This is a genomic window from Rhizobium sp. SAFR-030, from assembly GCF_059415005.1.
In genome coordinates, this window is the sequence record NZ_JBPFDO010000001.1 from 324,781 (window position 1) to 351,530 (window position 26,750).

27 protein-coding genes and 1 tRNA gene are annotated in these 26,750 nt (G+C 63.5%); 16 read left to right on the forward strand and 12 right to left on the reverse strand.

Going from position 1 to position 26,750, the window contains the following annotated elements:
• Nucleotides 1-338 precede the first annotated feature (338 nt).
• A tRNA-Val gene (locus ACR65N_RS01680) sits at nt 339-414 on the forward strand.
• 455 nt (nt 415-869) lie between these two features.
• On the opposite strand, the gene ACR65N_RS01685 is transcribed toward ACR65N_RS01680, so the two are convergent.
• The 5 genes from ACR65N_RS01685 to clpP form a co-directional block, all read right to left on the reverse strand.
• Nucleotides 870-1,889: an NAD-dependent epimerase/dehydratase family protein gene (locus ACR65N_RS01685; RefSeq protein ID WP_440455480.1), complete on the reverse strand. Its 1,020-nt coding sequence runs from the start codon at nt 1,887-1,889 to the stop codon at nt 870-872.
• Nucleotides 1,890-2,085: 196 nt separating this feature from the next.
• Nucleotides 2,086-2,361 (reverse strand): DNA-binding protein HupB, encoded by a 276-nt coding sequence (gene hupB / locus ACR65N_RS01690; protein ID WP_430305122.1) that lies wholly within the window; start codon nt 2,359-2,361, stop codon nt 2,086-2,088.
• 192 nt (nt 2,362-2,553) lie between these two features.
• Entirely contained in the window at nt 2,554-4,974 is a 2,421-nt protein-coding gene (gene lon / locus ACR65N_RS01695) for an endopeptidase La (protein WP_440455481.1), read from the reverse strand.
• A 383-nt stretch (nt 4,975-5,357) separates the two neighbouring features.
• Entirely contained in the window at nt 5,358-6,635 is a 1,278-nt protein-coding gene (clpX, locus tag ACR65N_RS01700; protein ID WP_430305125.1) for an ATP-dependent Clp protease ATP-binding subunit ClpX, read from the reverse strand.
• Between the two features lie 280 nt (nt 6,636-6,915).
• Nucleotides 6,916-7,548, reverse strand: a complete 633-nt coding sequence (clpP, locus tag ACR65N_RS01705; protein ID WP_430305126.1) for an ATP-dependent Clp endopeptidase proteolytic subunit ClpP — start codon at nt 7,546-7,548, stop codon at nt 6,916-6,918.
• Between the two features lie 379 nt (nt 7,549-7,927).
• On the opposite strand from clpP, the gene ggt reads away from it, so the two are divergent.
• Nucleotides 7,928-9,694 carry a gamma-glutamyltransferase gene (gene ggt / locus ACR65N_RS01710; RefSeq protein ID WP_440455482.1) on the forward strand — a complete coding sequence of 589 codons (1,767 nt, stop codon included), beginning with the start codon at nt 7,928-7,930 and terminating at the stop codon, nt 9,692-9,694.
• Between the two features lie 49 nt (nt 9,695-9,743).
• Nucleotides 9,744-10,994 (forward strand): cytochrome P450, encoded by a 1,251-nt coding sequence (locus ACR65N_RS01715; protein WP_440455483.1) that lies wholly within the window; start codon nt 9,744-9,746, stop codon nt 10,992-10,994.
• On the opposite strand, the gene ACR65N_RS01720 is transcribed toward ACR65N_RS01715, so the two are convergent.
• The gene (locus ACR65N_RS01720) at nt 10,981-11,796 is read right to left on the reverse strand and encodes an SDR family NAD(P)-dependent oxidoreductase (RefSeq protein WP_440455484.1); all 816 of its coding nucleotides are present in this window, start codon (nt 11,794-11,796) and stop codon (nt 10,981-10,983) included. The genes ACR65N_RS01715 and ACR65N_RS01720 overlap by 14 nt on opposite strands.
• A gap of 149 nt (nt 11,797-11,945) precedes the next feature.
• Between ACR65N_RS01720 and ACR65N_RS01725 the strand changes: the two genes are divergently transcribed.
• From ACR65N_RS01725 to ACR65N_RS01735, 3 genes are all read left to right on the forward strand, one after another.
• Nucleotides 11,946-12,407, forward strand: a complete 462-nt coding sequence (locus tag ACR65N_RS01725) for a MarR family winged helix-turn-helix transcriptional regulator (protein WP_440455485.1) — start codon at nt 11,946-11,948, stop codon at nt 12,405-12,407.
• A gap of 169 nt (nt 12,408-12,576) precedes the next feature.
• On the forward strand, nt 12,577-12,825 hold the full coding sequence (locus tag ACR65N_RS01730; RefSeq protein WP_440455486.1) for a type II toxin-antitoxin system Phd/YefM family antitoxin: 249 nt from the start codon (nt 12,577-12,579) through the stop codon (nt 12,823-12,825).
• Complete coding sequence (locus ACR65N_RS01735) at nt 12,825-13,226, forward strand: type II toxin-antitoxin system VapC family toxin (protein WP_440455487.1); 402 nt, start codon at nt 12,825-12,827, stop codon at nt 13,224-13,226. The genes ACR65N_RS01730 and ACR65N_RS01735 overlap by 1 nt, the downstream gene beginning before the upstream one ends.
• Nucleotides 13,227-13,235: 9 nt before the next feature.
• Here the strand turns inward: ACR65N_RS01735 and ACR65N_RS01740 are convergent, their stop codons facing one another.
• From ACR65N_RS01740 to ACR65N_RS01755, 4 genes are all read right to left on the reverse strand, one after another.
• Complete coding sequence (locus ACR65N_RS01740; protein WP_440455488.1) at nt 13,236-13,580, reverse strand: cupin domain-containing protein; 345 nt, start codon at nt 13,578-13,580, stop codon at nt 13,236-13,238.
• Nucleotides 13,581-13,585: 5 nt separating this feature from the next.
• On the reverse strand, nt 13,586-14,869 hold the full coding sequence (locus ACR65N_RS01745) for an O-acetylhomoserine aminocarboxypropyltransferase (RefSeq protein WP_440455489.1): 1,284 nt from the start codon (nt 14,867-14,869) through the stop codon (nt 13,586-13,588).
• Between the two features lie 294 nt (nt 14,870-15,163).
• On the reverse strand, nt 15,164-15,703 hold the full coding sequence (locus tag ACR65N_RS01750; protein WP_440455490.1) for a glyoxalase superfamily protein: 540 nt from the start codon (nt 15,701-15,703) through the stop codon (nt 15,164-15,166).
• A gap of 203 nt (nt 15,704-15,906) precedes the next feature.
• Nucleotides 15,907-16,326 carry a CoA-binding protein gene (locus tag ACR65N_RS01755; protein ID WP_440455491.1) on the reverse strand — a complete coding sequence of 140 codons (420 nt, stop codon included), beginning with the start codon at nt 16,324-16,326 and terminating at the stop codon, nt 15,907-15,909.
• A 311-nt stretch (nt 16,327-16,637) separates the two neighbouring features.
• On the opposite strand from ACR65N_RS01755, the gene rplM reads away from it, so the two are divergent.
• From rplM to ACR65N_RS01795, 8 genes are all read left to right on the forward strand, one after another.
• Nucleotides 16,638-17,102 carry a 50S ribosomal protein L13 gene (gene rplM / locus ACR65N_RS01760; RefSeq protein ID WP_430305141.1) on the forward strand — a complete coding sequence of 155 codons (465 nt, stop codon included), beginning with the start codon at nt 16,638-16,640 and terminating at the stop codon, nt 17,100-17,102.
• Between the two features lie 2 nt (nt 17,103-17,104).
• Entirely contained in the window at nt 17,105-17,569 is a 465-nt protein-coding gene (gene rpsI / locus ACR65N_RS01765; RefSeq protein WP_430305142.1) for a 30S ribosomal protein S9, read from the forward strand.
• Between the two features lie 105 nt (nt 17,570-17,674).
• The gene (locus ACR65N_RS01770) at nt 17,675-18,040 is read left to right on the forward strand and encodes a type II toxin-antitoxin system RelE/ParE family toxin (protein WP_440455492.1); all 366 of its coding nucleotides are present in this window, start codon (nt 17,675-17,677) and stop codon (nt 18,038-18,040) included.
• A complete protein-coding gene (locus ACR65N_RS01775; RefSeq protein WP_440455493.1) occupies nt 18,030-18,356 on the forward strand; it encodes an XRE family transcriptional regulator in 327 nt (108 codons plus the stop codon). The genes ACR65N_RS01770 and ACR65N_RS01775 overlap by 11 nt, the downstream gene beginning before the upstream one ends.
• 7 nt (nt 18,357-18,363) lie before the next feature.
• Nucleotides 18,364-19,317 (forward strand): agmatinase, encoded by a 954-nt coding sequence (speB, locus tag ACR65N_RS01780; RefSeq protein ID WP_440455494.1) that lies wholly within the window; start codon nt 18,364-18,366, stop codon nt 19,315-19,317.
• Nucleotides 19,318-19,388: 71 nt separating this feature from the next.
• Nucleotides 19,389-20,321 carry an N-acetyl-gamma-glutamyl-phosphate reductase gene (gene argC / locus ACR65N_RS01785; RefSeq protein ID WP_440455495.1) on the forward strand — a complete coding sequence of 311 codons (933 nt, stop codon included), beginning with the start codon at nt 19,389-19,391 and terminating at the stop codon, nt 20,319-20,321.
• Between the two features lie 24 nt (nt 20,322-20,345).
• Nucleotides 20,346-20,735 carry a VOC family protein gene (locus tag ACR65N_RS01790; protein ID WP_440455496.1) on the forward strand — a complete coding sequence of 130 codons (390 nt, stop codon included), beginning with the start codon at nt 20,346-20,348 and terminating at the stop codon, nt 20,733-20,735.
• A 12-nt stretch (nt 20,736-20,747) separates the two neighbouring features.
• Nucleotides 20,748-21,605: an aminoglycoside phosphotransferase family protein gene (locus ACR65N_RS01795; RefSeq protein ID WP_440455497.1), complete on the forward strand. Its 858-nt coding sequence runs from the start codon at nt 20,748-20,750 to the stop codon at nt 21,603-21,605.
• Nucleotides 21,606-21,618: 13 nt separating this feature from the next.
• On the opposite strand, the gene ACR65N_RS01800 is transcribed toward ACR65N_RS01795, so the two are convergent.
• Nucleotides 21,619-22,716 carry a COX15/CtaA family protein gene (locus ACR65N_RS01800; RefSeq protein ID WP_440455498.1) on the reverse strand — a complete coding sequence of 366 codons (1,098 nt, stop codon included), beginning with the start codon at nt 22,714-22,716 and terminating at the stop codon, nt 21,619-21,621.
• 140 nt (nt 22,717-22,856) lie between these two features.
• On the opposite strand from ACR65N_RS01800, the gene ACR65N_RS01805 reads away from it, so the two are divergent.
• Complete coding sequence (locus ACR65N_RS01805; RefSeq protein ID WP_430305153.1) at nt 22,857-23,066, forward strand: DUF2842 domain-containing protein; 210 nt, start codon at nt 22,857-22,859, stop codon at nt 23,064-23,066.
• Between the two features lie 108 nt (nt 23,067-23,174).
• Nucleotides 23,175-24,401 (forward strand): GNAT family N-acetyltransferase, encoded by a 1,227-nt coding sequence (locus ACR65N_RS01810; RefSeq protein ID WP_440455499.1) that lies wholly within the window; start codon nt 23,175-23,177, stop codon nt 24,399-24,401.
• Between the two features lie 59 nt (nt 24,402-24,460).
• Here ACR65N_RS01810 and ACR65N_RS01815 read toward each other — a convergent pair whose 3' ends face one another.
• A complete protein-coding gene (locus tag ACR65N_RS01815; protein ID WP_440455500.1) occupies nt 24,461-26,653 on the reverse strand; it encodes a GumC family protein in 2,193 nt (730 codons plus the stop codon).
• Nucleotides 26,654-26,750: the final 97 nt, after the last annotated feature.

Here is a 26,750-nt window from a genome sequence, read left to right on the forward strand (position 1 = left end):
CGCGCATTTCAAAGGGGCGAAAACCGGCCCCGCCGACCGGCATAACCAGTCGATGAGCGGGTCTCTAAGGGGTTCGCCGATGGGTGTCAAGCGGCTTCGAAGACAAAACCGTGACGGAAGAAAATTTGCACAGAGCACGCCTCCCCCGCCCGCTTCGCCGCTGGGGATTTCCACGTCGAGGCCGCCTGGCAAAGCCCGTGCGCCACAGGCATTTGCGCCAGATCGGTGGTGCTGCCACTCAAAAAAAATCGCATTTGGCCATAAATACTCTTGCGTCTTTTCCGCGATCCGCATAGATCACGGCCACCGACGCGGCGGACTTGATCCGGCCAGCGAGCGGGCGATTAGCTCAGTTGGTAGAGCGCCTCGTTTACACCGAGGATGTCGGCGGTTCGAGTCCGTCATCGCCCACCATTCTTTTCCTCATTGATGATTTGATCGATGTCTGGCGGCGACTGATGTGATCTGAGCCATCTCGACGGTTCAATCGTTCTGCGTACCGCTTCCTTCCTCTGCTCGGCTGGCCTCTCGGCCAACTCTTCCACAGGTGGATAGATCTGCAGGAATCCCCCGACCCTTGCCGCTGTGGTGACGCTGTTGAAGCTCCCGAGCGAAGAATTCGGTACGATCGATTCGCCTTTCTCGCGTTCCATTCGGGCTGGACACTGCCCGTCCCGTCTGCCAAAAGCGCGGCCGGGGGCGCGACCGCCGTTATCTTTAGAACGGGGTCGGGCGGCAGATTGACGTCACGTTGCTGACACGAGACCACGTGGCCGCCCCCACTTCCCCTTCACATACGACCCACCGACTGGCTGACGACTCGCAGACGCCACCTGCGATGTGGATAGGCCTGTCGGAAGTGCACCCCTTCAGAGCTGCAGCGCGTCGCGATTGTCGAGATACCAGTCGACGAACGCCCGGACCCCCTGCTCCAGCCCGGTTTCCGGCTTGCCGCCGGTCAGCGCCACCAGCAGGTCGGGGCTGGCATAGGTGCGCGGCACGTCACCCTGCTGCATCGGCAGCAGTTTCTTAGCTGCCGGGCGGCCCATCACCTTCTCGATGGTCTCGACGAAATCCAGCAGGCCGACGGGCTGGCCGCCGCCGACATTGACGACCCGGTAGGGCGCCTGGCGCGACAGCGTGTCGGTGACACCCGCCGTCTCCACCCGGTTGGTCTCGTTCGGCACCACCTTCGACAGGGCGATGATGCCGGAGACCAGGTCGTCAATGTAGGTGAAGTCGCGGCTCATCCGGCCTTCGCCGTAGATCTCGATCTCGTCGCCCTCCAGCATGGCCTTGACGAACTTGAAGAGCGCCATGTCCGGACGGCCCCAGGGCCCGTAGACGGTGAAGAAGCGGAATGCGGTAGTCGGTACCTTGTGCAGATGCGCATAGGCGTGCGCCATCAGCTCGGTCGATTTCTTCGTCGCAGCATAGAAGGTCAGCGGCTCGTCGGCACGGTCGGCCTCGGCAAACGGGATCTTGTCATTGGCGCCGTAGACGGACGAGGTGGAGGCGAGCATCAGGTGGCCGACGTTCACGCGCCGGGCAAGCTCCAGGACGTTCCAGGTGCCGACGAGGTTGGAATCGAGATAGGCCTTGGGGTTTTCGTTGCTGTAGCGGACGCCGGCCTGCGCAGCGAGGTGAACAAGCACGTCCGGCGTCCCCTCGTCCAGCACCGCCTCCAGCCGCGCCTGATCCTCCAGCATGCCGATCACCGGGCGGAAGCTTGGAAACTGCGCGAGCGCCGCGTGACGGGCCTCCTTGAGGCGCAGATTATAGTAAGCGGTCATCCCGTCGAACCCGGTCACCCGATGACCCTCCTCCAGAAGCCTGCGGGCAAGATGAAATCCGATGAAGCCTGCGGTTCCGGTGATGAGGTAATGCATGGTCTGTCGCGCTCCGTCTGATGGCGGCGGATAGAAGACCATTCGTTCCGAGGATGCAACCTCTGCCTTGCCGCCGTCCGACGTGTAGCAGGCGGCCGGAACGTGGCTGCCGGAACAAAAAAAGACCCGGCGCCAGGCACCGGGTCTCGAAGCTCGATTATGATGATCGCCGCGCAGCGGGCGCGGCAAAAACAGCTTAGCTGTTGACGGCGTCCTTCAGGCCCTTGCCGGCCGAGAACTTCGGGACATTACGGGCCGGGATATCGACTTCAGCGCCGGTCGAGGGGTTACGGCCCTTCGACGCTTCGCGGCGCGAAACGGAGAAGCTGCCGAAACCGGCGAGACGAATGTCACCACCGTTCTTGAGTTCAGCCTGGACGGTTTCAAACACGGCATCGACAGCCGATGCAGCATCAGCCTTGGAGAGTCCGGCCTTCTCGGCAACGGCGGATACCAATTCGTTCTTGTTCATGTTTCCACCCCTTTCAATGGGTTCACACACACGGATCAGTCGGGCGACTCTTGCCTTCGACGACCCCTTCGCAATCCCCAAAAGCTCCGGGATGGCCTGAAAAACAAGGGGGTTCGCGGTGTTTGCACAAAAAAGGCCGGCGAAATGCCGGCCTTTTTTTCATTCACGTGTCATTTCCACAGGCTGGCCCGGTCAGTGGGCGAGCGAAGCACCGTTGTCGTCGACGCCTTCGACGGTGGCGATCACCGGCGTTTCCACCGTGCCGTCCCATTCGATCGCCTCCGGCTGGCGCACCAGAGCATGCCTGATCACCTCGCCCATGCGGGATACCGGGATGATCTCCATGTTGTTCTTCACGTTATCCGGGATGTCCGCCAGATCCTTGGCGTTCTCTTCCGGAATCAGCACCTTCTTGATGCCACCGCGAAGCGCTGCAAGCAGCTTTTCCTTCAGGCCGCCGATCGGCAGGACGCGACCACGCAGGGTGATCTCGCCCGTCATCGCAACGTTCTTGTCGACCGGGATCCCGGTCATGATCGAAACGATGGCGGTTGCCATGGCGACACCGGCGGACGGTCCGTCCTTCGGGGTTGCGCCTTCCGGCACGTGGACGTGGATGTCCGACTTGTCGAAGCGCGGCGGCTCGATGCCGAAATCGACGGCGCGGGAGCGGACGTAAGACGCCGCTGCCGAAATCGATTCCTTCATCACTTCCTTCAGGTTGCCGGTGACCGTCATGCGGCCCTTGCCCGGCATCAGCACGCCTTCGATCGTCAGCAGTTCGCCACCGACTTCCGTCCACGCCAGACCCGTCACCACGCCGACCTGATCCTCGCGCTCGGCTTCGCCATGGCGGAAGCGCGGCACGCCCAGGTAATCGTGGATGTTCTCAGCCGTGACCTCGATCGACTTCGCCTTGCCCTTGATGATCTCGGTGACCGCCTTGCGGGCGAGCTTCATCAGTTCGCGCTCAAAGTTACGAACACCGGCTTCGCGGGTGTACTGCTGGATGACCGCCATCAGCGCATCGTCGCTGACGGAGAATTCCTCCGGCTTCAACGCATGCTCCTTGATGGCCTTCGGCAGCAGGTGCCGCTTGGCGATCTCGCGCTTTTCGTCCTCGGTGTAGCCGGCGATCCGGATGATCTCCATGCGGTCCATCAGCGGCGCCGGGATGTTGAGCGTGTTGGCCGTGGTGATGAACATCACGTCCGACAGGTCGTATTCCACCTCCAGGTAGTGATCCATGAAGGTCGAGTTCTGCGCCGGGTCGAGCACTTCGAGCAGGGCCGACGACGGATCGCCGCGATAATCCTGGCCCAGCTTGTCGATCTCATCGAGGAGGAACAGCGGGTTGGACTTCTTCGCCTTCTTCATCGACTGGATGACCTTGCCGGGCATCGAGCCGATATAGGTGCGGCGGTGACCGCGGATCTCGGCCTCGTCACGCACGCCGCCGAGCGCCATGCGCACGTATTCGCGGCCGGTCGCCTTGGCGATCGACTGGGCGAGCGAGGTCTTGCCGACGCCCGGAGGACCGACGAGGCAGAGGATCGGCCCCTTGATCTTGGTGGCACGCGCCTGAACGGCCAGATACTCGACAATGCGCTCCTTGACCTTGTCGAGGCCGAAGTGATCCTGCTCGAGGATCTTCTCGGCATTATTCAGGTCGGTCTTGATCTTCGACTTCTTGTTCCACGGAATGGTCAGCAGCCAGTCGAGATAGTTGCGCACGACGGTGGCTTCCGCCGACATCGGGCTCATCTGCTTCAGCTTCTTCAGTTCCGCATCCGCCTTTTCGCGGGCTTCCTTGGTCAGCTTAGTCTTGGAGATGCGCTCTTCCAGTTCGGCCATCTCGTCGCGGCCGTCTTCGCCGTCGCCGAGTTCCTTCTGGATCGCCTTCATCTGTTCGTTCAGGTAGTACTCACGCTGGGTCTTCTCCATCTGGCGCTTGACGCGCGAGCGGATGCGCTTCTCGACCTGAAGAACCGAGATCTCGCCTTCCATGAAGCCGAGCGCCTTTTCCAGACGCAGCTTGACGGAAACCGTTTCCAGCATTTCCTGCTTTTCGGTGATCTTGATCGACAGATGCGAGGCGACCGTGTCGGCGAGCTTCGAGTAATCCTCGATCTGGCTTGCGGCGCCCACCACTTCCGGCGAGATCTTCTTGTTCAGCTTGACGTAGTTCTCGAACTCCGAAACCACCGAGCGCGACAGTGCCTCGACCTCGACCGGCTCTTCTTCCGGCTCGGACAGGACCTTTGCGTGCGCCTCGTAGAATTCCTCGCGGTCGGTATAGGTGTCGATCTCGGCGCGTGCGCGGCCTTCGACCAGAACCTTGACGGTGCCATCGGGCAATTTCAGAAGCTGAAGAACGTTGGCAACCGTGCCGACCTTGTGGATGGCGGACGGTGCCGGATCGTCGTCACCGGCATTGATCTGGGTGACGAGCATGATCTGCTTGTCCGAACCCATGACCTCTTCCAGCGCGCGAATGGATTTTTCGCGCCCGACGAACAGAGGTACGATCATGTGGGGGAAGACCACAATGTCGCGCAAAGGCAGGACCGGATAGGCTTCCCCGCCAGGTGCCGCAGACGCTGTATTCGTCATGTCATTTCCTTTCACTCGTCCCGTTTCCGGGGACCGGCCCAGTCAGTTGGCTGGACGCTTTCTTTCCTCCCTAAAGTGGAGGTTCAGAATGATGTTTTCAAGCCTTACGCGTCGCACGCACCGCCGTTGCGGCAGCCTCAACCTTGCGCCGGGAGGCTTACGCGTGACTGTCTCGGCCGACATTTTGCAGACCGTTCGGCCGGTCGAGAGACGGCGCCCGGAAAGGGTTGCGGCCGACCGGTCGGCAGTCGAGGCACAGCCGCCGTCAGCTGCCATGCTGCCTGTGCCAGCCGACATGTGACGGCCGCGCCTGAGCAACAGCCATCACCTGAAGCCGACAGGGCCAAGGGCACGATCGCGCCCCCGGCCTTGGCAAAGCTCGGTCAGGCCGAAACGTTGGCCTTCTCGTCCTGGCGATCCGCGTAGATATACAGCGGACGGGCAGTGCCGCGAACCACGTCCTCGGAGATCACCACCTCCCGAACGCCTTCCAGCGTCGGAAGTTCGAACATCGTGTCGAGCAGGATCTTTTCCATGATCGAACGGAGGCCGCGGGCGCCGGTCTTGCGGGTGATCGCCTTCTTGGCGATTTCGCGAAGAGCGTCCTCGTGGAAGTTCAGTTCCACGTCTTCCATCTCGAACAGGCGCTGGTACTGCTTGACGAGCGCGTTCTTCGGCTCCGACAGGATCTGGATCAGTGCATCCTCGTCCAGATCTTCGAGCGTTGCCAGGACCGGCAGACGGCCGATGAATTCCGGGATGAGACCGAACTTCACCAGATCTTCCGGCTCCAGTTCGCGCAGCACTTCGCCGACCCGGCGCTCGTCCTGGGCGCGAACCGTCGCACCGAAGCCGATCGAGGTCTTTTCGCCACGCGCCGAGATGATCTTGTCCAGTCCGGCGAACGCGCCGCCGCAGATGAACAGGATGTTCGTCGTGTCGACCTGCAGGAATTCCTGCTGCGGATGCTTGCGGCCGCCCTGCGGAGGCACGGAGGCAACGGTGCCTTCCATGATCTTCAGGAGCGCCTGCTGCACGCCTTCGCCCGACACGTCACGGGTAATCGACGGATTGTCAGACTTGCGGCTGATCTTGTCGACTTCGTCGATATAGACGATGCCGCGCTGCGCCCGCTCGACATTGTAGTCGGCCGACTGCAGGAGCTTGAGGATGATGTTCTCGACGTCCTCGCCGACATAGCCGGCTTCGGTAAGCGTCGTTGCATCAGCCATGGTGAAGGGCACATCGATGATGCGGGCCAGCGTCTGGGCGAGATAGGTCTTGCCGCAGCCGGTCGGACCGACAAGCATTATGTTCGACTTCGCCAGTTCCACGTCGCCGTTCTTGGAGGCGTGCGCCAGGCGCTTGTAATGGTTGTGCACGGCGACGGAGAGGATCTTCTTCGCCTGCTTCTGGCCGATGACGTATTCATCGAGCACCTTGATGATGTCCTGCGGCGTGGGTACGCCGTCACGGGATTTCACCATCGAGGTCTTGTTCTCCTCGCGGATGATGTCCATGCACAATTCGACGCATTCATCGCAGATGAACACCGTCGGTCCGGCAATCAGCTTGCGGACTTCGTGCTGGCTCTTACCGCAGAACGAACAATACAACGTATTCTTGGAGTCGCCGCCGTTGCTGCCGCTGACTTTGCTCATATCACTTCCCTTCCAGCACACCGCCCGTCATACGGGCGCGGACACTTCGTTCGCCGGCCGGCAAAGCCTCGCAGGAAGCTTTGCCCGCCGTGCTCCTGGGGTACTCTACCGGATGGAACCTGTCGGCCCCGGCCCGGTGGCAACGAAAACCCCGTCCAGACCGCACGCTATGTCATAATGATTCAACACAGCATTAATAGGTACTATTAGCGCGTTCGCAGCCAGTTGAAACCCCTGTTTTCAGTCACAACGGGGTGACACCGGCGAAGCGGAAGCGTGGTCAGTCAGGCGTTGCGCCTTCAAGCTCGAGACGCGAGGTCAGTATCTTGTCGACCACACCCCAGGTGAGCGCTTCGTCCGAATCCATGAAGTGGTCACGGTCGAGGGTCTTTTCAATCTCCTCGTACGTGCGGCCGGTGTGCTTCACATAGACTTCGTTCAGTCGCTTTTTCATCTTCAATATGTCACGAGCGTGGCGTTCGATATCCGAGGCCTGACCCGAGAAACCGCCCGACGGCTGGTGCACCATGATGCGCGAGTTCGGCATGGCAAAGCGCATGCCCTTCTCGCCGGCGGCGAGCAGCAGCGAACCCATGGAGGCGGCCTGGCCGACGCACAGCGTCGAAACGGCCGGCTTGATGAACTGCATCGTGTCGTAGATCGCCATGCCGGCAGTGACGACGCCACCCGGCGAATTGATGTAGAGGGCGATTTCCTTCTTCGGATTCTCGGCTTCGAGGAACAGAAGCTGGGCGCAGACGAGCGAGGCCATATGGTCTTCCACCGGACCGGTGAGGAAGATGATCCGCTCTTTCAGCAGGCGCGAGTAGATATCGTAGGAGCGCTCGCCGCGGTTGGTCTGCTCGACGACCATCGGCACCAGGGCCATAGCGGTATCAACGGGGTTTCTCATGGTGTTCCTTTGTTTCAACAGGCGCTGACGGCTGAATCGCGCCAGGAATCGTCTCAATCGGTCAGCTTCCTACATAGAGTGTCGGAGCACCGCACTTCAAGACGCAGAGGCCGATATCCTTAACTGAGCATGGCCGCTCTCGGTCCTAGATAGGAAGCACCTCGAAAATCTGCAATCCACCGGTCCTGACAGCTGAAACCCGGTTCCTGTACGGCAGGATCAGGAGGGTTCGAGTAAGGCGATTCCCCCCAGCGAACCAAGAGGCCGAGCAGCGGTGCGAACCAGCGGGCAGCCAATCCTCCGCCGAGCGGCGGCTCCAGCCCTTGCCCTTGGCCATCCCATCGGCCACACTCGCGCAGCAACAGATCCGGAGGCGACCATGCGCACCCATTCGATCCCGGCCATTGCGGCGCTTATTTCGGGGCTTCTCCTCTCTTCATCTGCATGCCTTGCCCAGCAGGCATCCGACACGATCGCACCCGAGCGGGCGACAGCGACGAGCACCGCCAAGCGCAGCGAGGCGAAGCGCTTCATGGTCGCCGCCGCCAATCCACTGGCGGCGGAAGCCGGTCGCGAAATCCTCGCCAAGGGCGGCAATGCCATCGACGCGATGGTTGCCGTGCAGACGGTGCTCGGCCTGGTCGAACCGCAGAGCTCCGGCCTCGGCGGCGGCGCGTTCCTCGTCTACTACGACGCCGCGGCTAAAAGGCTGACCACCTTCGACGGGCGAGAGACGGCACCGATGGAGGCAACGCCCAAGCTGTTTCTCGACGACAAAGGCCAGCCGCTGAAGTTCATGGATGCCGTTGTAGGTGGTCGTTCCGTCGGCACGCCGGGCACCGTGCGGCTGCTCGATACTGTCCACAAACGCTACGGCAAGCTCGATTGGGCCACGCTATTTGCACGAGCCGAGACGCTCGCTTCAGAGGGCTTTGCCGTCTCGCCGCGACTGGCGGGGCTGGTCGCCACCGAGGGTGACAAGCTGAAACGCTATGACGGTCCGAAGGGCTATTTCTTCGACCAGGCCGGCGCGCCGCTGAAGGCCGGCACCGTGCTGAAGAACCCCGACTTCGCGCAGACGCTGAAGACGATCGCCGCCGGCGGAGCGGACGCCTTCTACACAGGACCGATCGCCGAAGGCATCGTCAGGACCGTGCGCGAGGCGGCCGGCAATCCCGGCGTGCTGTCGCTGACCGACCTTGCCAACTACCGGATCAAGGAACGCGAGCCGGTCTGCGCCACGTACCGGGCGCTCGACGTCTGCGGCATGGGACCACCGTCGTCGGGTGCGGTTGCCATCGGTCAGATGCTTGGCATGGTCGAGAACTTCGATCTGAAGGCGCTCGGCCCGCAGAACGTCGAAAGCTGGCGACTGATCGGCGACGCCCAGCGCCTCGCCTTTGCCGACCGCGAAAGATATCTCGCCGATACCGACTTCGTCCCCTCGCCGATCAAGGGCCTCATGAAGAAGGACTATCTCGGCGAGCGCGCGCGTCTGCTCGATGGGGACAAGGCGCTGACGACCGATCAGGTCAAGGCCGGCGAGCCGACCTGGGATCACGCGATGCTGTTCGGCCGCGATGCCGCGATCGAGCTGCCGTCGACAAGCCATTTCGTCATCGTCGATGCCGAGGGCAACGTTGTGTCGATGACCACCACCATTGAAAACGGCTTCGGTTCGCGGCTGATGACCGGCGGCTTCCTGCTCAACAACGAGCTCACCGACTTCTCCTTCAAGACGCATGACGGCTCGCTGCCGGTCGCCAACCGCGTGGAGCCCGGCAAGCGGCCGCGCTCGTCGATGGCGCCGACCATCGTCATGAAGGACGGCAAGCCGCTGCTCGCCATCGGCTCACCAGGCGGTAGCCAGATCATTGGCTACGTGGCGCAGGCGCTGATCGCCTATATCGACTGGGGCATGCCGGTCGAGGCGATCGTCGCCCAGCCGCACCTGATCAACCGCTTCGGCAAATACGACATCGAGGCCGGCACCTCGGCCGAAAAATTCGCCGAATCGCTGAAGTCGCTTGGCTACGAGGTGAACCCGACGGAAATGAATTCAGGGCTGCAGGCAATCGAGATCACAGCCAACGGTCTTGTAGGCAGTGCCGACCCACGGCGCGAAGGCATTGCGGTCGGTGAATGACGCTGGAAATCGGCTTCTGCTCGCCGCGCGGATGGTCTAGGCATCGGGCATGACCGACATGTCCGATTTCCTGCGCATCGATCCCACAAACCGTCGCGTCTCCTTGGATGCCCGCGATCCCCGCTTCTACGGCGATCCGAACCCCACCTATGCAGCGCTGCATGCGCAGGCTCCGACCTTCTATTGGGAAGAGCAGAAGCAGTGGTTCTTCTGCGGCTACGAGCAGGTCAACGCGCTGCTGCGCGACAGGCGTTTCGGACGACAGATCCTGCACATCGCCAGCCGCGAGGAACTTGGCCTGCCCGAGCCCGCCGCCCATACCCGCAATTTCGACCTCGCCGAGCGTCACTCGCTGCTGGAGATCGAGCCCCCCGAACACACGCGGTTGCGGACGCTGGTCAACCGTGCCTTCGTGTCGCGCCATGTCGAGAAGATGAGCGGCGAGATCGAGACGCTCGCCAACCGGCTGATCGACCGGTTCGTGGATGCGGGCGAGACGGAACTGCTGTCGAGCTTTGCCGACATCATTCCGGTGACGATGATCGCCCGGATGATCGGCATTCCGGAGGAGATGGGACCGCAGCTCCTGAAGTGGAGCCACAACTATGTCGGCATGTACATGTTCAAGCGCAGCCGCGCCGACGAGGACGCCGCCGACCGGTCGGCGGCAGAATTCGCCGCCTATGTGAAGACGGTGATCGCCGAGCGCCGCGAAAACCCGCGCGACGACCTGCTCAGCCACATGATCCACACCGAGCACAAGGGCCAGTATCTCACCGAGGACGAGCTGGTCTCGACGACCATCGTGTTGCTGAATGCCGGTCACGAGGCGACGGTGCACCAGATCGGCAATTCGGTTCGGGCGATCCTCGACAGCGGAGGCGATCCCGCAGAACTGTTCGGCGACGCGGCAACGACCGAGCGGACGGTGGAGGAGACGCTGCGGCTCTGCGCGCCTGTGCATATCTTTCAGCGCTGGGCTCTGGAGGATGTCGAGGTCGATGGCGTGTCGTTCCGGCGCGGCGACAAGGTGAGCCTGATCCTCGCCGCCGCCAATCTCGACCCGAGCAAATTTGCCAATCCGCTGACGTTCCGGCCGGAGCGCACCGATGGCGCCAACTTAAGCTTCGGCGCCGGCATCCATTTCTGCATCGGCGCGCCGCTGGCGCGTCTGGAGCTCAACATCGCCCTGCCGCTGCTGTTCCGGCGTCTGCCCGGCTTGATGCTTGCCGCGACGCCCGTGGTCAAGGACGTCTATCATTTCCACGGGCTGGAGCGGCTGGACCTCAGCTGGCGATAGACTGCGGCGCGCCGTAGCGGGCGGCCGGGTTCTTCAGTGACAGATGCGGCCCGAGGGCGGCGCGGGCGGCGTGCAGGCTGTCGAGCAGACCTGCTTCGGAAAGCGACGGGATGGTCAGCACCTCCCCCTGATCGAAACCGGCAAGCGCGGCATCGACCATGTCGGTCGCCTCCATCACCATGTCCGGGTTGAGATTGTCCATGGACGAGCCGACCCGATCAAAAATCTCGGTGCGGGTGAGGCCCGGCAGGATCGCCTGGATGCGCACGCCGGTATCCTTCAGGTCCGCAGCCAGCGATTCCGTCAGGCTGAGCACGAAGGCCTTGGTGGCGCTGTAGGTGCCGTTGAAGATTTCCGGGGCCAGCGCGACGACCGAAGCCGTATTGATGATCGCGCCAGTCTTGCGGGCGACAAAGATCTGCGCGGCGGCAACTGCCAGACGGTTGGCTGCGACGACGTTCAGCGCCACCATGCGGTCCAGATAGTCGAGGTCGTTGGAGAGCAGCGGACCGTTCGGCCCGACGCCGGCATTGTTGACGAACAGCGTGATCGTCGGGTCATAACGCAGACGCTCCTCCACCTTCAGCACGTCGCCCCGCTCGACCAGATCGGCCTCGAGCGTATCGACGGAGATGCCGTACTGAGCGGAGAGTCGGCTCTTGGCAGCGGTTAGTCTCTCGCGATCTCGGGCGACCAGCACCAGATCGTAGCCGCGCCGGGCCAGGCGATCCGCATAGACAGAACCGATGCCCGATGAGGCGCCGGTGATAAGGGCAGTTCCGAGCGGTGACGACATTTCCATCTCCTGGGATTTGATTTACTGGTATATGCCACTAAATAGAGATCGGTGCAATTGCTTTCAATCGCGCAAGGCCGGCAAATGATCGCGTGCCTTGCTGGACAGCGACGCGACGCCTAAAGCGTGGAGACGGCACCGCAACGGAGACGATGATGATCAAGCAGCACCAAGGTGTCTGGGAGTTCTGTACCCACAGCGCGGTGCGCCGGGCTGCACGCCAGCTAGGCCAGCTCTATGACGGCATGATGGGTGATGCCGGTTTGCGCGGCACGCAGTTCTCGTTGCTGACACAGATCGTTCACCTGGGGATGCCGACGCAGAAGATGCTGGCCGAGGCGCTGGTGATGGATCTCTCGGCGCTCGGCCACACGCTGAAGCCGCTCATCCGCGACGGGCTGGTGGAACTGGTCGTCGATGACAAGGACCGCCGGGCCAAACGCGTGCGGTTGACGCAGGACGGGATCCGGCAGCAGCAGGCCATGCTGGCCGCCTGGGAGCAGGCGCAGGCGCGCTTCGACAAGGCGTTCGGCAAGGAGAAATCCGAAGAGCTGCGGCGAGCGCTGGCCTTCATCGCCTCGCCCGAGTTCGCCAAGGCTTTTCGCGAGGAGACGTGAGGGCGTGGACCCTCGAACGCAGAGTCCGATCAGCGGGTTCGGCCGTTCCGTTGAGGCAGGACGTCCAGTGCCGCCTCCCTTCTCGCAGGCACCCTGCTGGCTGTTCTTTGCCGATCGGCCAGTGCGGTGTATAGTCAGAGCAACATCAAAAAGCCCACCGGAGCCGACGATGCGCCACGTGACGGTTGATGAAGCGAAGACGATGTTCGACGAACTGATCACTCTGGTGCGCGAGGGTGAAACCGTCGTCCTCACCGAGGGCGGCGTGAGCGTCGTCGAGCTCAAAGCCCCGCGGGCGCCGAGGAAGCCCATCGACATGGAAGCGCTGAAACGCGATCTGGCGGAACTGCGAGCCTCTATGCCTACTTTCACCGCCGAGGAACTCGCCGAGTTTCGGCGCGAGGGCCAGAAGGGCTGATGCTCTACATCATCGACGCTTCGGTCACTGCGTCATGGCTGCTGCCGGACGAGAACGTGCCGGCGGCCCAGAACATTCTCGATAAGCTCGCGTCCGCAGACGGTCTTGTGCCGCCGCTCTGGCTCTACGAGGTGACCAACATCTGTGTCATGGCGTTCCGGCGTGGCAGACTATCTCAGCACCAACTCACCGACGCGCTCAACCGGATGGACAAGCTGCCGATCAAAGTCGAGACGGACATCCCGCTTCTGCCTATCCGCTATCTCGCCGAGCGCTACGCACTGACGATCTACGATGCCGCCTATCTGGAACTGGCGCTGCGGCTCGACGGGCAGCTCGCCACGTTCGACAAGGCGCTCGCCGCAGCAGCGCTCGCCAACGGCGTTCTAGCCCGCGCCTGATCGTCCGGCTCAGAGCCTGATCACATAATCCTTGCGAGTCGTTTCAACCACTTCCCAGCTTCCCCTGAAGCCCGGCCTGAGGATCAGCCTGTCGCCTGCCCGCAGATGGATCGGTTCGCCGCCCTCTTCCGTGACGATCGAATAGCCGTCGAGAATGTGGAAATACTCCCACTCGTCGTAGACGATGCGCCACTTGCCAGGCGTTGATTCCCAGACGCCGGCATAGACCCCGCCATCCGCTTCCTCGACGTTCCAGGTGCGGAATTTCGGCTCCCCGGAGATCAGCCGGTCGGGCGCCGGAGCGCCCTCCTCCGGCTCGACGGCGGATATGTCGAACGATAGCACAAGGGTCATGCGGATCAGATCCTCTCGAGCGACTGCTGGAGATCGGCGATGATGTCGGCGACATCCTCGATGCCGACGGACAGGCGCACGACATCCGGCCCGGCGCCGGCAGATACCTGCTGGTCGGAGGTCAGTTGGCGATGCGTGGTAGAGGCCGGGTGGATGACCAGCGAGCGGGTATCGCCGATGTTGGCAAGGTGCGAGAAAAGCTTGAGCCCCTCGACAAAGCCCTTGCCCGCGTCGTAGCCGCCCTTCAGGCCGATGGTGAAGACGGAGCCCGCGCCGTTTGGCGAATACTGCTGCTGCAGCGCATGGTTGGGATCCTCCTCGAGCCCGGCATAGTTGACCCAGGCGATCTTGTCGTGACCCTTCAGCCAGCGCGCGACGGCTGCGGCATTGTCGCTGTGCTTCTGCATGCGCAGCGGCAGGGTCTCGATGCCGGTCAGGATCATGAAGGCGTTGAACGGCGATATCGCCGGGCCGAGATCGCGCAGGCCAAGCACGCGGGCGGCAATGGCGAAGGCGAAATTGCCAAACGTCTGATGGAGGACGAGACCGGCATATTCCGGACGGGGCTCAGACAGCATCGGATAGCGGCCGGAGGCCGACCAGTCGAACGTGCCGCCGTCGACGATGATTCCGCCCATCGAATTGCCATGACCGCCGAGAAATTTCGTCAGCGAATGGATGACGATGTCGGCGCCGTGCTCCAGCGGCCGCACCAGATAGGGGCTGGCCATCGTGTTGTCGACGATCAGCGGCAGGCCGCGGCGGTGGGCGACGTCGGCGACTGCCTGGATGTCGACGAAGGTGCCGCCTGGATTGGCGAGGCTCTCGATGAATATCGCCTGGGTGTTGTCGTCGATCTGCGCGTCGAAGCCGGCCGGATCGGCGGCATCCGCCCAGCGAACCTGCCAGCCGAAATTCTGGAAGGCGTGGCCGAACTGGTTGATCGAGCCGCCGTAGAGGCCGCGGGCCGCGACGAAATTACGACCCGGCGTCATGATCGTGTGGAAGGCGAGCATCTGGGCCGCATGGCCGGACGCGACCGCCAGCGCCGCGGTGCCACCTTCAAGCGCCGCGACCCGCTCTTCCAGCACCGCCTGGGTGGGGTTCATGATGCGCGTATAGATATTGCCGAACTGCTGCAGGCCGAACAGGGCTGCGGCGTGATCGGCGTCGTTGAAGACGAAGGACGTCGTCTGGTAGATCGGTGTCGCCCGCGCGCCGGTCGTCGGATCCGGTGCGGCGCCCGCGTGAACGGCAAGCGTCGAAAATCCCGGGTTATGGGTTGCCATGTCGTCTCCTCCCATCAATGTCTGCCACTCGGGCTCGTCGGCTTCCGTCGGAAGATCGGCACCGCCCTATAACTGCGAGGCCAGCAAAGGCCGTCCTTCGATTGCGATCAAGGAATATCATTCCGCGCAGCCAGCCGCCGGTGAAAATTGAACCGCTGTCATCCTGATCAGATGCTTTGCCCGGCAGGCGGTCGTCAACAGGCTCGCACTCGCATGGCGTCGTCGCGACGGTAGAGTGGCACATCCTGCCGGGTGGCAATTCCGGGTCAGCCCGGCTTGCGACACCACGGCATGTCAGCGGCCAATGACCTCCATGAACCGGATGCGGTTGTTGAACGGGTCGGTCACCGTCACTTCCAGACGGCCGTCGACCTCTTCCAGCCCCGGTCGCATGTAGCGGTAGTTCCGGGCGGTCAGCTCCGCATGCAGCGCGCGGATGCCCTTCATGTAGACAACGGTCGTGCCGCCGGGCGTCGCATCACCGGCATGTTCGGAGAGATGCAGTTGCAGGCCGGCGTGCGACACCTGGGTGTAAAGCGGGAAGTCACTGCCGAAGCGATGCTCCCAATCAACGCTGAAGCCGAGAAAGCCGAGGTAAAATTCGTGTGCCTTGGCGACATCGAAGATGCGCACGATCGGCACGGCGCGTTCGAAGGCTATCGGATCTTGCGTCATGCCGTCGCCGATCCTGGCACTGAGGATGTTCCAGCTGGCGAGCCCGAACTGACGGGCGACGATCTCCAAAGCTTGCGAATGGGTGATGGGGGCGTCGTGGGCGGCAAGTGCCTCCCGCAGGGCTTTCGCCATGGATTTTGCGTCGCGGTAATCGCGCATGTCCGTTCCTTCGTCAGGCGGCGAAGTCCTGTTGGTGCCCGCATTGCCAACACCCTCGCCTGACGGGAAACGTTCAGGATCCGGCGCATGGAGGCGTTCACCAGGCTTGAAGACAAGCGCGAGCGGCCGGCCGCCTCCAGCCGTGCCGCGAGACTAGCGCAGGACCCCGCCCGGCGCCAGCGACAACGGCTGTAGATAGACCGTCAGCTGCGCAGTTCGATCGCCGGGCAGCGATCCATCACCACCTTGATACCGCCCGCCTCGGCCTTGGCAGCGGCCTTGTCGTCGCGCACCGACAGCTGGCCCCAGATGACCTTCGGCGGCGTCTCCAGTGCCAGCGCCTCGTCCACCACACCGTCCAGATATTCGGCGGCGCGGAAAACATCGACCATGTCCACCGGCTGCGGTACGTCGGCGAGCCGCGCATAGACCATCTGGCCGAGGATCTGCTTGCCCGCCTGCCCGGGATTGACCGGAAACACCTGGTAGCCCTTCGACAGCAGGAAGCCCATCACGCCGTGGCTCGGCCGCGCCGGGTTGGGCGACGCCCCGAGCAGGGCGATCGTCCGGGTATCCTCAAGGATGCCGTCGATGTACTGACGTTCGTAGCGATCGTGATTCATGGCTATAGGCCTCCGGTGATCCCCTGTCCTCGGCTATATGGAAACAGTCCGGCGTCAGAACCAGCCGGATACCCGGTAATTTGTGTGGCCTCATAATACCACATTGCTAACGCCCTGTTTTATCTGAGTTTATTTTCCGATGCGGAAAATCGCTTGTCTTGACCGTTTTCGGCGCACCGCCTATAAGCCGCGCAGGTCAAGACTTGGCGTGGATCAATCCCGCCGCTGTCCGCCTGTCATACCAAGCAACAAGAAACGCCCGCGGTCGAGGCCTGCCTCGCTCCCGGGATCATGAAGAAGAGAGCAACTCAATGTCTACCTTCGTACAGAAGCCCGCTGAGGTGGAGAAGAAGTGGGTACTGATCGACGCCGAAGGTCTCGTCGTCGGCCGTCTCGCCACCGTCATCGCCAACCGTCTGCGCGGCAAGCATAAGGCGACCTACACGCCGCACGTCGACGACGGCGACAACGTCATCGTCATCAACGCCGACAAGATCGTCTTCACCGGCAACAAGTACAACGACAAGAAGTACTACTGGCACACCGGTTACCCGGGCGGCATCAAGGAGCGCACTGCACGCGCCATCATCGAAGGCCGTTTCCCGGAACGCGTCGTCGAGAAGGCAGTCGAGCGCATGATCCCGCGCGGCCCGCTCGGCCGTCGCCAGATGAAGAACCTGCGCGTCTATGCCGGCTCGAACCATCCCCATGAAGCACAGCAGCCCGTCAGCCTCGACGTCGCCAAGCTCAACACCAAGAACGTAAGGAGCGCCTGATCATGGCTGACCTCTCTTCCCTGAAGGATCTCGGCACGACCGCTCAGGCCGCTCCGTCGCGCGAACGCAAGGTCGACACGCTGGGCCGCTCCTACGCGACCGGCAAGCGCAAGAACGCCGTCGCCCGCGTCTGGGTCAAGGCTGGCTCGGGCAAGATCATCATCAACGGCAAGGACTTCACGGCATACTTCGCCCGTCCTGTCCTGCAGATGATCCTGCAGCAGCCGGTTGTCGCCGCTGCCCGCACCGGTCAGTTCGACGTCATCGCCACGGTTGCCGGCGGCGGTCTTTCCGGCCAGGCCGGTGCCGTTCGTCACGGCATCTCGAAGGCCCTCACCTACTTCGAACCGAGCCTGCGCGCGGTTCTGAAGAAGGGTGGCTTCCTGACCCGCGACAGCCGCGTCGTCGAGCGTAAGAAGTACGGTAAGGCCAAGGCCCGCCGTTCGTTCCAGTTCTCCAAGCGTTAATCGCGGAGACCGGATACGGTCATTGGAAAGGCGGGGCTTCGGCTCCGCCTTTTTTCGTTGTGGCAGACCGATTGAAATATTCCACGCAGGGCATATCATCCGGGGATGAGCTATGTCGTCGAGTACACGAACGAATTCGAGGCATGGTGGCATACTCTTAAGCCGAGTGACCACATCAGCATCGACGCGCATGTGCGACAGCTGGAAGCGCGCGGTCCTAACCTCCCCTTTCCGTACTCAAGCGGCGTGAAAGGCTCGCGACATGCACACATGCGGGAACTGCGCGTCCAGAGCAGCGGCAAGCCTCTCAGGATATTCTACGCCTTCGATCCCCGGCGCATGGCCATTCTCTTGATTGGCGGCGACAAGACGGGAAACAAGCGCTTCTATGAGACGATGATACCGATATCCGACGAGCTCTACGATGAGCATCTGGCGGAACTGGCAAAGGAGGATGGCCATGAGCGGTAGAAACAATTTCGGCGACTTGCGAAGCCAGATGCCGAAGGCCGACCGCGCGCAGGCCGAGGAAGAGGCTCTGCGCCTTGGCGAAGAAATGCATCTGGCGGACGTGCGGCGGGCACTGAAGCTGTCGCAGGAAGACATCGCCCAGACGTTGCAGATCGGCCAGAGCTCCGTGGCCAAGCTGGAGAAGCGAGCCGACATGTATGTCGGAACGCTTCGGCGGTTCATCGAGGCGATGGGCGGCGAATTGGAGATAACGGCCCGCTTTCAGGGGCGCTCCATCAAGATCCGCAAATTTTCCGACCTTTCCGAGACGAAATAGAGCACCGATGCCCTCCAAATCCATCGACCACGCATTCACCGCCAGCGCCTATCGTGGTGCTGCCTCCGACCCGACCTATGCCGGCGCGCTGTCCTTCATGCGCCGCCGGTTCACCAAGGACTTGCAGGGCGTCGATGCGGTGGTGCTCGGCATCCCCTTCGATGCCGCGACCTCGAACAGGCCGGGCGCCCGGTTCGGGCCGCAGGCGATCCGCCGCGCCTCGGCGATCTTCGACAACGACCCGCAGTACCCGTTCGCCCGCGACCTGTTCGAAGAGATGGCAGTGACCGACTATGGTGACGTGCTGCTCGACTACGGCAACCATCAGGAGACGCCGGCGCGGATCGAGGCGCAGGCGGCGGAAATTCTCGCATCCGGCGCCTATCTGCTGGGGCTCGGCGGCGATCACTTCGTCACCTGGCCGCTGCTCAAGGCACATGCGGAGCGGCATGGACCGCTGGCGCTGGTGCATTTCGACGCCCACCAGGACACCTGGGACGACGATGGCCAGCGCCTCGACCACGGTTCGTTCGTCGCCCGGGCGGTGCGCGAAGGCGTGATCGACGCCTCCCGCTCGATCCAGATCGGTATCCGCACGCAGGCACCGGAGGATTTCGGCATTCGCATCCTGCGCGGCGACGCGGTGGAGGACCTGAGCGCCCAGGCGATCGCCGAGCAAATCCTCGCGCATGTCGGCGAGCGGCCGTGTTACCTCACCTTCGACATCGACTGCCTCGATCCGGCCTTCGCGCCGGGCACCGGCACGCCGGTCGCCGGCGGACCGTCCTCGGCAAAGATCCTTTCGGTCCTGCGCAAGCTCGGCAGCCTCGACATCCGCGGTTCCGACGTCGTCGAGGTGGCGCCTGCCTACGACCATGCCGATATCACCGCCATTGCCGGTGCGACAGTCGCCATGTATATGCTGGGCCTCCGGGCGGAGCGGCTTTCCCGCAGCGCTTGAGAAACAGAATCAACTGGCGGAGAGACTGATTCCGCCGAACCTGCCAACCTCCTGTTATTGTGGGCGAAGACATGAGCGCGAAAATCTTCATCGATGGCGAACACGGAACCACGGGCCTGCAGATCCGCACCCGCATGGCCGGCCGCCGCGACGTCGAGCTCCTGTCGATCCCGGAGGCGGAGCGGCGTAACCCGGCCCTGCGCGAGGACCTGCTCAACAGCGCCGACGTGGCGATCCTCTGCCTTCCCGACGATGCGTCGCGGGAAGCTGTGTCCATGCTGTCGGGGAACAACCGGGTTCGCATCATCGATACCTCGACCGCCTACCGGATCGCGCCCGACTGGGCCTATGGCTTCGCCGAGATGGACCGGCAGCAGGCGGACAAGATCCGTGGCGCTCGCTACGTCGCCAACCCCGGCTGCTATCCGACCGGCGCCATCGGCCTCATCCGGCCGCTCCGGGCCGCCGGCATCCTGCCTGACGGCTATCCGGTCTCGGTCAATGCGGTCTCCGGCTATACGGGCGGCGGCAAGCAGATGATCGCCCAGATGGAAGACCCGTCGCGGGACGACGCGATTTCCGCCAACAATTTCCTCTATGGCCTGCCGCTCAAGCACAAGCATGCGCCGGAGATGAAGATCCACGGGCTGCTCGACCGGGCGCCGTTGTTTTCGCCGTCGGTCGGCCGCTTCCCGCAGGGGATGATCGTCCAGGTGCCACTGTTCGTCGAGGATCTCGCGCCCGGCGCGACGCTGGAGAGCATCCATGCGGCGCTTGCGGCGCATTATGCCGGGCAGGACATCGTCACCGTCGTGCCGCTTGAAGAAAGTGCCAAGCTCGGCCGCATCGACGCCGAGGAACTTGCCGGGCAGGACACGATGAAGCTCTTCGTGTTCGGAACGCCGGGCGGCGCGCACGTGAACCTCGTCGCCGTGCTCGACAATCTCGGCAAGGGCGCCTCCGGTGCAGCCGTGCAGAACATGGACCTGATGCTGTCGGCCTGAAACCCATCGCAACGGAGTGCGGCAATGCTGGATCATCTGGGACTATCGGTGGCCGATTTCGGCCGCTCCCGCCTGTTCTACGATGCCGTCATGCCGGCACTCGGCGCCTCAATCGTCATGGCGGTGACGGCGGCGGAAACCGGCGGAACCTATGAGGGCGTCGGCTACGGCCGCGACGGCAAGGCCTCCTTCTGGATCGGCAACGGCGCGCGCAGCAAGGGCAGCATGCACGTCGCCTTCAGCGCGCCCGATCGGGCAGCGGTCGATGCCTTCTACGCAGCGGCCATGGAGCATGGTGCGACGGACAACGGCCCGCCCGGTCTGCGCCCAGAGTATCACCCGAACTATTATGCCGCCTTCGTTCTCGATCCCGACGGGCACAATATCGAGGCGGTCTGCCACCTGCCGGCCTAGCTGTGCGGGCGGATGATGGTGGCGAATGTCGACCCCTTCCTTCTACGACGCTGGCGGCTTTCCGACCCGGTGCTGATCGCCGATACGCACAGCAGCCATGTCTGGCGTGCGCGCACGGACAGCGGTGAAATCGTCATCCTCAAGCGGCTCAAGCCGGAAGGCATGGCCGAGCGCTCCGGCTTTGAATTCCTGCGCTGGCGTGACGGACACGGCACAGTCCGACTGCTGGACGTGACGAATGACTGTGCCTTGCTGGAAGATGCCGGCGCACTGACGCTGGCGCGCGTCCTCGGTGCGGCTCGGGACGTTGAAGCGACGAGCGTGATCCTCAACCTGCTGCCAGAGCTGCACAGCGCGATGCCTCGCCCGGCGCCGCGCGGCATGATGCCGTTTGCCGACCACGTCAAGACGCTCTTCGCGCTGGAGGAACGCGGTGGAGACCATCACGAGATCTGTCGCTGGGCGGCGGCCGAGGCCCGCAGCCTTCTGGCGGAGACGCATGACGTGCGGCCGCTGCACGGCGACCTCCACCACGACAACATCCTCTTTGATGGCAAGGATCGCTGGCGGGCGATCGATCCGCACGGCCTGATCGGCGACCCCGTCTACGACGTGGCGAACGTCTTCGGCAATCCGCTTGGCGCCGGGGCGCTTATCGTCTCACCGGAGCGGATCCGCCGCCTCGCCCGCGACTTCGGCATTCATTTCGGCTGCCCGCCCGACAAGGTTCTGCGGTTTGCCGCCGTGCATGCGATGCTTTCGGTCGCATGGTCGCAGAAGCGAGCGGACGCGGAAGGCGCGCAGCAGAACATCAAGGAGCGACTGGCCTTTGCCGGAATTGTGCGGAGGATGCTGAGCGACGGGTTCTGAAGCCCGCCAGGCGTCAGCTGCGCACTGCCGGATCGCGCGGAAACTCGCCGTAGAAGCCGCGCCAGTGGGCGATGGCATAGCCGAGCACCAGAAGCCCGCCCAGTTGATGCAGCAGCCCCGCCTCGATCGGCACGTGCAGCAGAAGCGTTGCAATGCCGATTGCCGCCTGCAGACAGACGAGACCGAACAGCAGCATCGCGCCCCGGGCATGGCCTGTGCCGGGCGTCAGGCGCAGCGACTGAAGCATGTGCACGAAGGTCAAGATCAGCAGCAGGTAAGCGCCGCAGCGGTGGACAAACTGCACCGTCTTCGGGTTTTCGAAGAGGTTGATCCACCAGGGCTGCTGGATGAACAGGTCGCCGGGGATGAGCGCGCCATCCATCAGCGGCCAGGTGTTGTAGGCGAAGCCGGCATCCAGGCCGGCAACCAGCGCGCCGAGATAGATCTGGAACAGCGCCAGAAACGCCAGGGCACCGGCGGCGAGATGCGAGTGGCGGGTCGGCGGCCGGTCGACCGTCTGTGGCGTCAGCCCACGCATGATCCAGACGCAGGCGGCGTAGATCAGGCAGGCGATGGTGAGATGCGTCGCCAGGCGATACTGCGAGACGTCGGTGCGCACCGCAAGGCCGGAGGATACCATCCACCAGCCGACAAAGCCCTGCAGGCCGCCGAGCGCCAGGAGCCCGACGAGCGGCATGCGCAGACGGCGCTCGACACGGCCGGTGAGCCAGAAGAACACCAGCGGCAGGCCGAAGACGAGGCCGATTGCCCGGGCCAGCAGCCGGTGCGCCCATTCCCACCAGAAGATCGACTTGAACTCGTCGAGCGTCATGCCGTGGTTCAGCTGCTGATACTGCGGGATGCGCTGGTAGAGCTGGAATTCCTCTTCCCATTCGGCAACCGAAAGCGGCGGTATGGCGCCATGGATCGGCTTCCACTCGGTAATCGACAGGCCGGAATTGGTGAGCCGCGTGGCGCCGCCGACAACGACCAGGCAGACCAGCGTCAGGATGACGAGCTGCAGCCAGCGGCGCAGAGCGAGGCGATTGCGCTCCAGCCGGCGGCTCTCCTCACTGCTCGTATCCCGGATGATTGCGTCCGAGGTGACCATGACCGTCTCCTGACATCTGTCGACAATGTCGTCTCGGCGTTGATTTGCCCCATGGGCCCGTGCAAAACAAGTCCTGCAGGTTTGCGGCATGCCGTCGCGGCAAGGTCTTTGAGAGCGGACCGGCTTGCAAGAGGAAGCTCATGCCACTGCGCCTGAAGAAGTTCATCGGAACGATCCTGCTGATCATCCTCGTCCTCAGCTACGCGCTGATCGCCACGAGCATCGCCTCGCTGACGCTTGGCACCTCCCCCTGGTACGTGCACCTTGCCTATTTTGCTTTGAGCGGGCTGTTGTGGATCCTGCCGGCAATGCTGATCATCCGCTGGATGGCGGGGCCGCGGCCGCGCTGATTCACTGGCGCTTAACCACACCCGGCGATCGGACGCTCACTGTCTTTGCGCCATAACCAGTTGTTGCGATTCCTGCCCTAGCCTCTGCCCGGCACCAAGGAGTACCGCGTGCAGACAATCCGCTCGGCGATCGATGAATGCCCTGCCCCACCCGATCCGAACGCGGAGCCGGGAGAGGCTGCGGTCGAATCGACGGCAATCATGTGCCGCCTCGTCGACATGGCCTCCATTGAACATGAGTGGCGGCGGCTGGAACGGCTGCCGCTCAATTCGCTGCATCAGGGCTACGACTGGTGCCGAAGCTGGTCGATAGCGCATGGTCGAACGCCGCTGGTCATCGAGGGGCTTGTCGGCGATCGAATGGTCTTCCTGCTGCCGCTTGAGATCGCCAGGCGCAACGGCATCCGGGTCGCGGCGTTCCCCGGCGGCCGTCACAACAATCTCAACACCGGGTTGTTTGCCGAGGATTTTCGACCGGCGCCCGCCCGGCAGATGGAGATCCGCCGACAGATCGCCCTGCTGCTGAAGGGCAAGGCCGATCTTGCCATCCTCGAAGCTGTCCCGCGGCGCTGGCGCGACGGGGATCATCCGCTCGCGGCGCTGTGCTTCCGGACCCACCTCAACCCGTCTTTTCAGCTGCCGCTTCATCCGCGCTTCGAGGAAACGCTGAAGCAGCTGAATGCCAAGCGCCGGCGCAAGAAATTCCGCACCCAGAACCGGCGCCTCGAAGAGGCCGGCGGCTACGATCACTGGATTCCGGAAACATTGGCCGAGCAGCACACGCTCCTCGACCTATTCTTCCGCCAGAAGCGCGTCCGCTTCGAGGCGCACGGGCTTCCAGACGTCTTCGCCGATCCGGAGATCCGGGCCTTCTTCCACGCGCTGATCGATGCCCAATCAATGGAGCAGAATTATCCGCTCAGGCTGCATGCGATCCGGCTGAGGAAGGGCGGCGAGATCGCTGCCATCGCCGGCCTGTCGCGCAAGGGCGATCACATCATCTGCCAGTTCGGGTCGATCGACGGAACGCTTCACCCGGAAGCAAGCCCCGGCGAGCTGCTGTTCTGGCTGATGATCGAGCAGGCTTGTGCGCAAGGTGCGGCGCTCTTCGATTTCGGCGTCGGCGACCAGGGCTACAAGCGCAGCTGGTGTCCGGTGGAAACCGTTCTCTACGACATCTCGATCCCGATCTCGACGGCCGGCCGGATCGCTGCGGCGCTGCATGCTGGCATTGGGCGTGCAAAGCTCGGCATCAAGCGCAACCCGCGTCTCTACCGCATGATCCAGCGGCTGAGGGCCGGCCGGAGATCGCCGCTCCCCACCGAGCAGGACTAGAGACGGCAAGCCGACCCAAAGCGGATCGGCTTGGATTACTGTCAGCGTTGAGAACGCGATCAGGCGGCGACGCGGCCGCTGCGGCTGGGACGGCCAGCAAGTTCGGCCGACATGACGAGCGGATTGCGATAGCCGGCCTGCGCATAGTCCTCGAGCAGTTCGCCGATCTCGCCTTGGCTTGCCAGCGGCAGCGACAGGATCAGTTCCGCCTTGTCGCCGCGCATCAGTCGCTCGAGGCCCTTGGCATCTGCCTGACCGCACTCAACCAGCACCACATCATAGGCGCCTGCCAGCGCATCAAGGATCATCGTCAGGCGATCCGCGCCGCGCATCGCCTGCTCAGCGTCGGCCGTGCCCTGCGGAACGATATGCGCATCCGACAGCCGGTCCGGATGGATGGTGTCGCCGAACGGCGTGGTGCCGCAGAGAAGGTCGGTGACGCCCGGCAGGCTGATGCTGTCTGCCATCAGCCGGGTCGGGCAGCCGGATCCTGTCATGTCGACCAGCACGACGGTGCGGCCGGCTTCAGAAATTTCGCGCGCCAGGAGGACGGTGGCCGTGGACCCTTCGTCGCCGGTCGGAGACACGGCGACGGCAAGCGGTGACCCGCGCCGCAGAAGGTAGTCGCGCACCGCTTCGAGGCTGAGCGCTGCATGAATGGCAGCCGGCATATCGGAGGGCATCTCTGCCGCGGGCGCTGCAGGGGCCGAGGAGGCATCGTTCTTTGCGGCGGCAAGATCGTTCAGTGCATGTGCATCAAACTCGCCCTGCTCGGTGTTGTCGGTCCTCTCCTGGGAGAGACGGTAGCGGCCCGGCATCGTGTCGTACGCCGACGCTTCGCCGCCGTCCTCGTATTCATAGGTCGGGCGCAGTCCGCGACCGGAAAACAGCGCGGCGACGATGATGCCGATGACGTGCAGGATGAGCGTCGCCAGAGCGACGATGATGGTGATCGGGATGACCTTGGGGAAATAGGCTTCGACAGGCTCGATCGCGGTCGACACGACACGCGCGTCGGCCGGCGTCGAACCCGGGTCGACGCGCGAGGCGGCCTGCCGGTAACGCGACAGGTAGGTTTCCAGCAGCTGCCGTTGGGCGGCGGCTTCGCGCTCCAGCGCGCGCAGGCCGACTTCGTCTTCGCCGGCACGGGCCGAATCGGCCTTCAGGCCGTTCAGCTGCTGGCCGAGCTGCCGTTCCCGCAGCTTTGCGACATCCGCCTCGCTTTCGAGGCTGGCGAGGATCTTGCGGGTTTCCGATTCGATTTGCTGGCGGATGCCGGCGAGCTGGGCGCGCATGCCCTTCAGCCGCGGATGTCCGTCGAGCAGAGAGATCTGCGTCTGCGAGATCTCCGCCTGCAGGTTGGCCTCTGTCTCCTTCAGCCGTTGGATCATCGCCGAGCCGACGACGTCGCCGAGCGTATCGAAACCGCGGCCGAGTTTTAGCGCCGCGCGGACGTTTTCCGACCGCGCCTCGGCATTCGCCCGTTCGCCGCGGACACGGGCGAGCTCGGTCGAAATGTCGTTCAGCTGCTGCGCCGAAAAACTGGTGTTCTCGCCGGACTGGAACAGGCCGGCCGTGGTGCGATAGTCGGCAACCTTGCGTTCCGCATCACGCACCTTGTCGCGCAGCGACGCGATCTCGGGCTCCAGCCAACGGGTGGTTTCGCTATGCGTGTCGAGCTTGGCGCCGCTCTGCATGGACAGGTACACCTCGGCCATCCGGTTGGGGATGGCGGCGGCAAGCTTGGGATCCTCCGAGGACACCTCGATGGCGATGACGCGCGACCCCTCGACCGGATAGACCTGCAACTTCTCGCGAAACGCCTTGATGACGCGGTCTTCCGGCGGCAGGTCTAGCGGGTTCTGCTTGAGGCCGAGCATGACCAGCGGATCGGGCAGCAGCGAATGCGCTTCCGGGTCGAATTCCTTCAGGTCGAACAGTTTCAGGTCGCGGGCCACGGTCTTGATGAGATCCGCCGACTGAAGGAGCTGCGCCTGGCTGACGATGTTGTACTGGTCGAGCACCGGCTCGTTGGCGCCCTGGGTTTCCTGCCCGGCAGTGTTGGTCTCGCGCGCTTCGATGAGGATGCGCGTCTCGGACTTGTAGCTCGGGGTCATCAGGCTGGCGCAGACAAAGGCGATGGCCGCAGCGATGGCGGTCGACGCGAGGATCGCCTTGCGGCGGTCCTTCACGGCGCCGAACAGCTGGCCGATATCAATATCCGCATCCTGATTTCCGGTGACGCCTGGCATCGCGCGCTCCACGTGTAATTCACGAAGAGCGTAAACGAACAGAGTAAGCGGGACGTTAACGCCCTCCCCGCCGGCAGTTCGCCGCCGCGCCCGCACA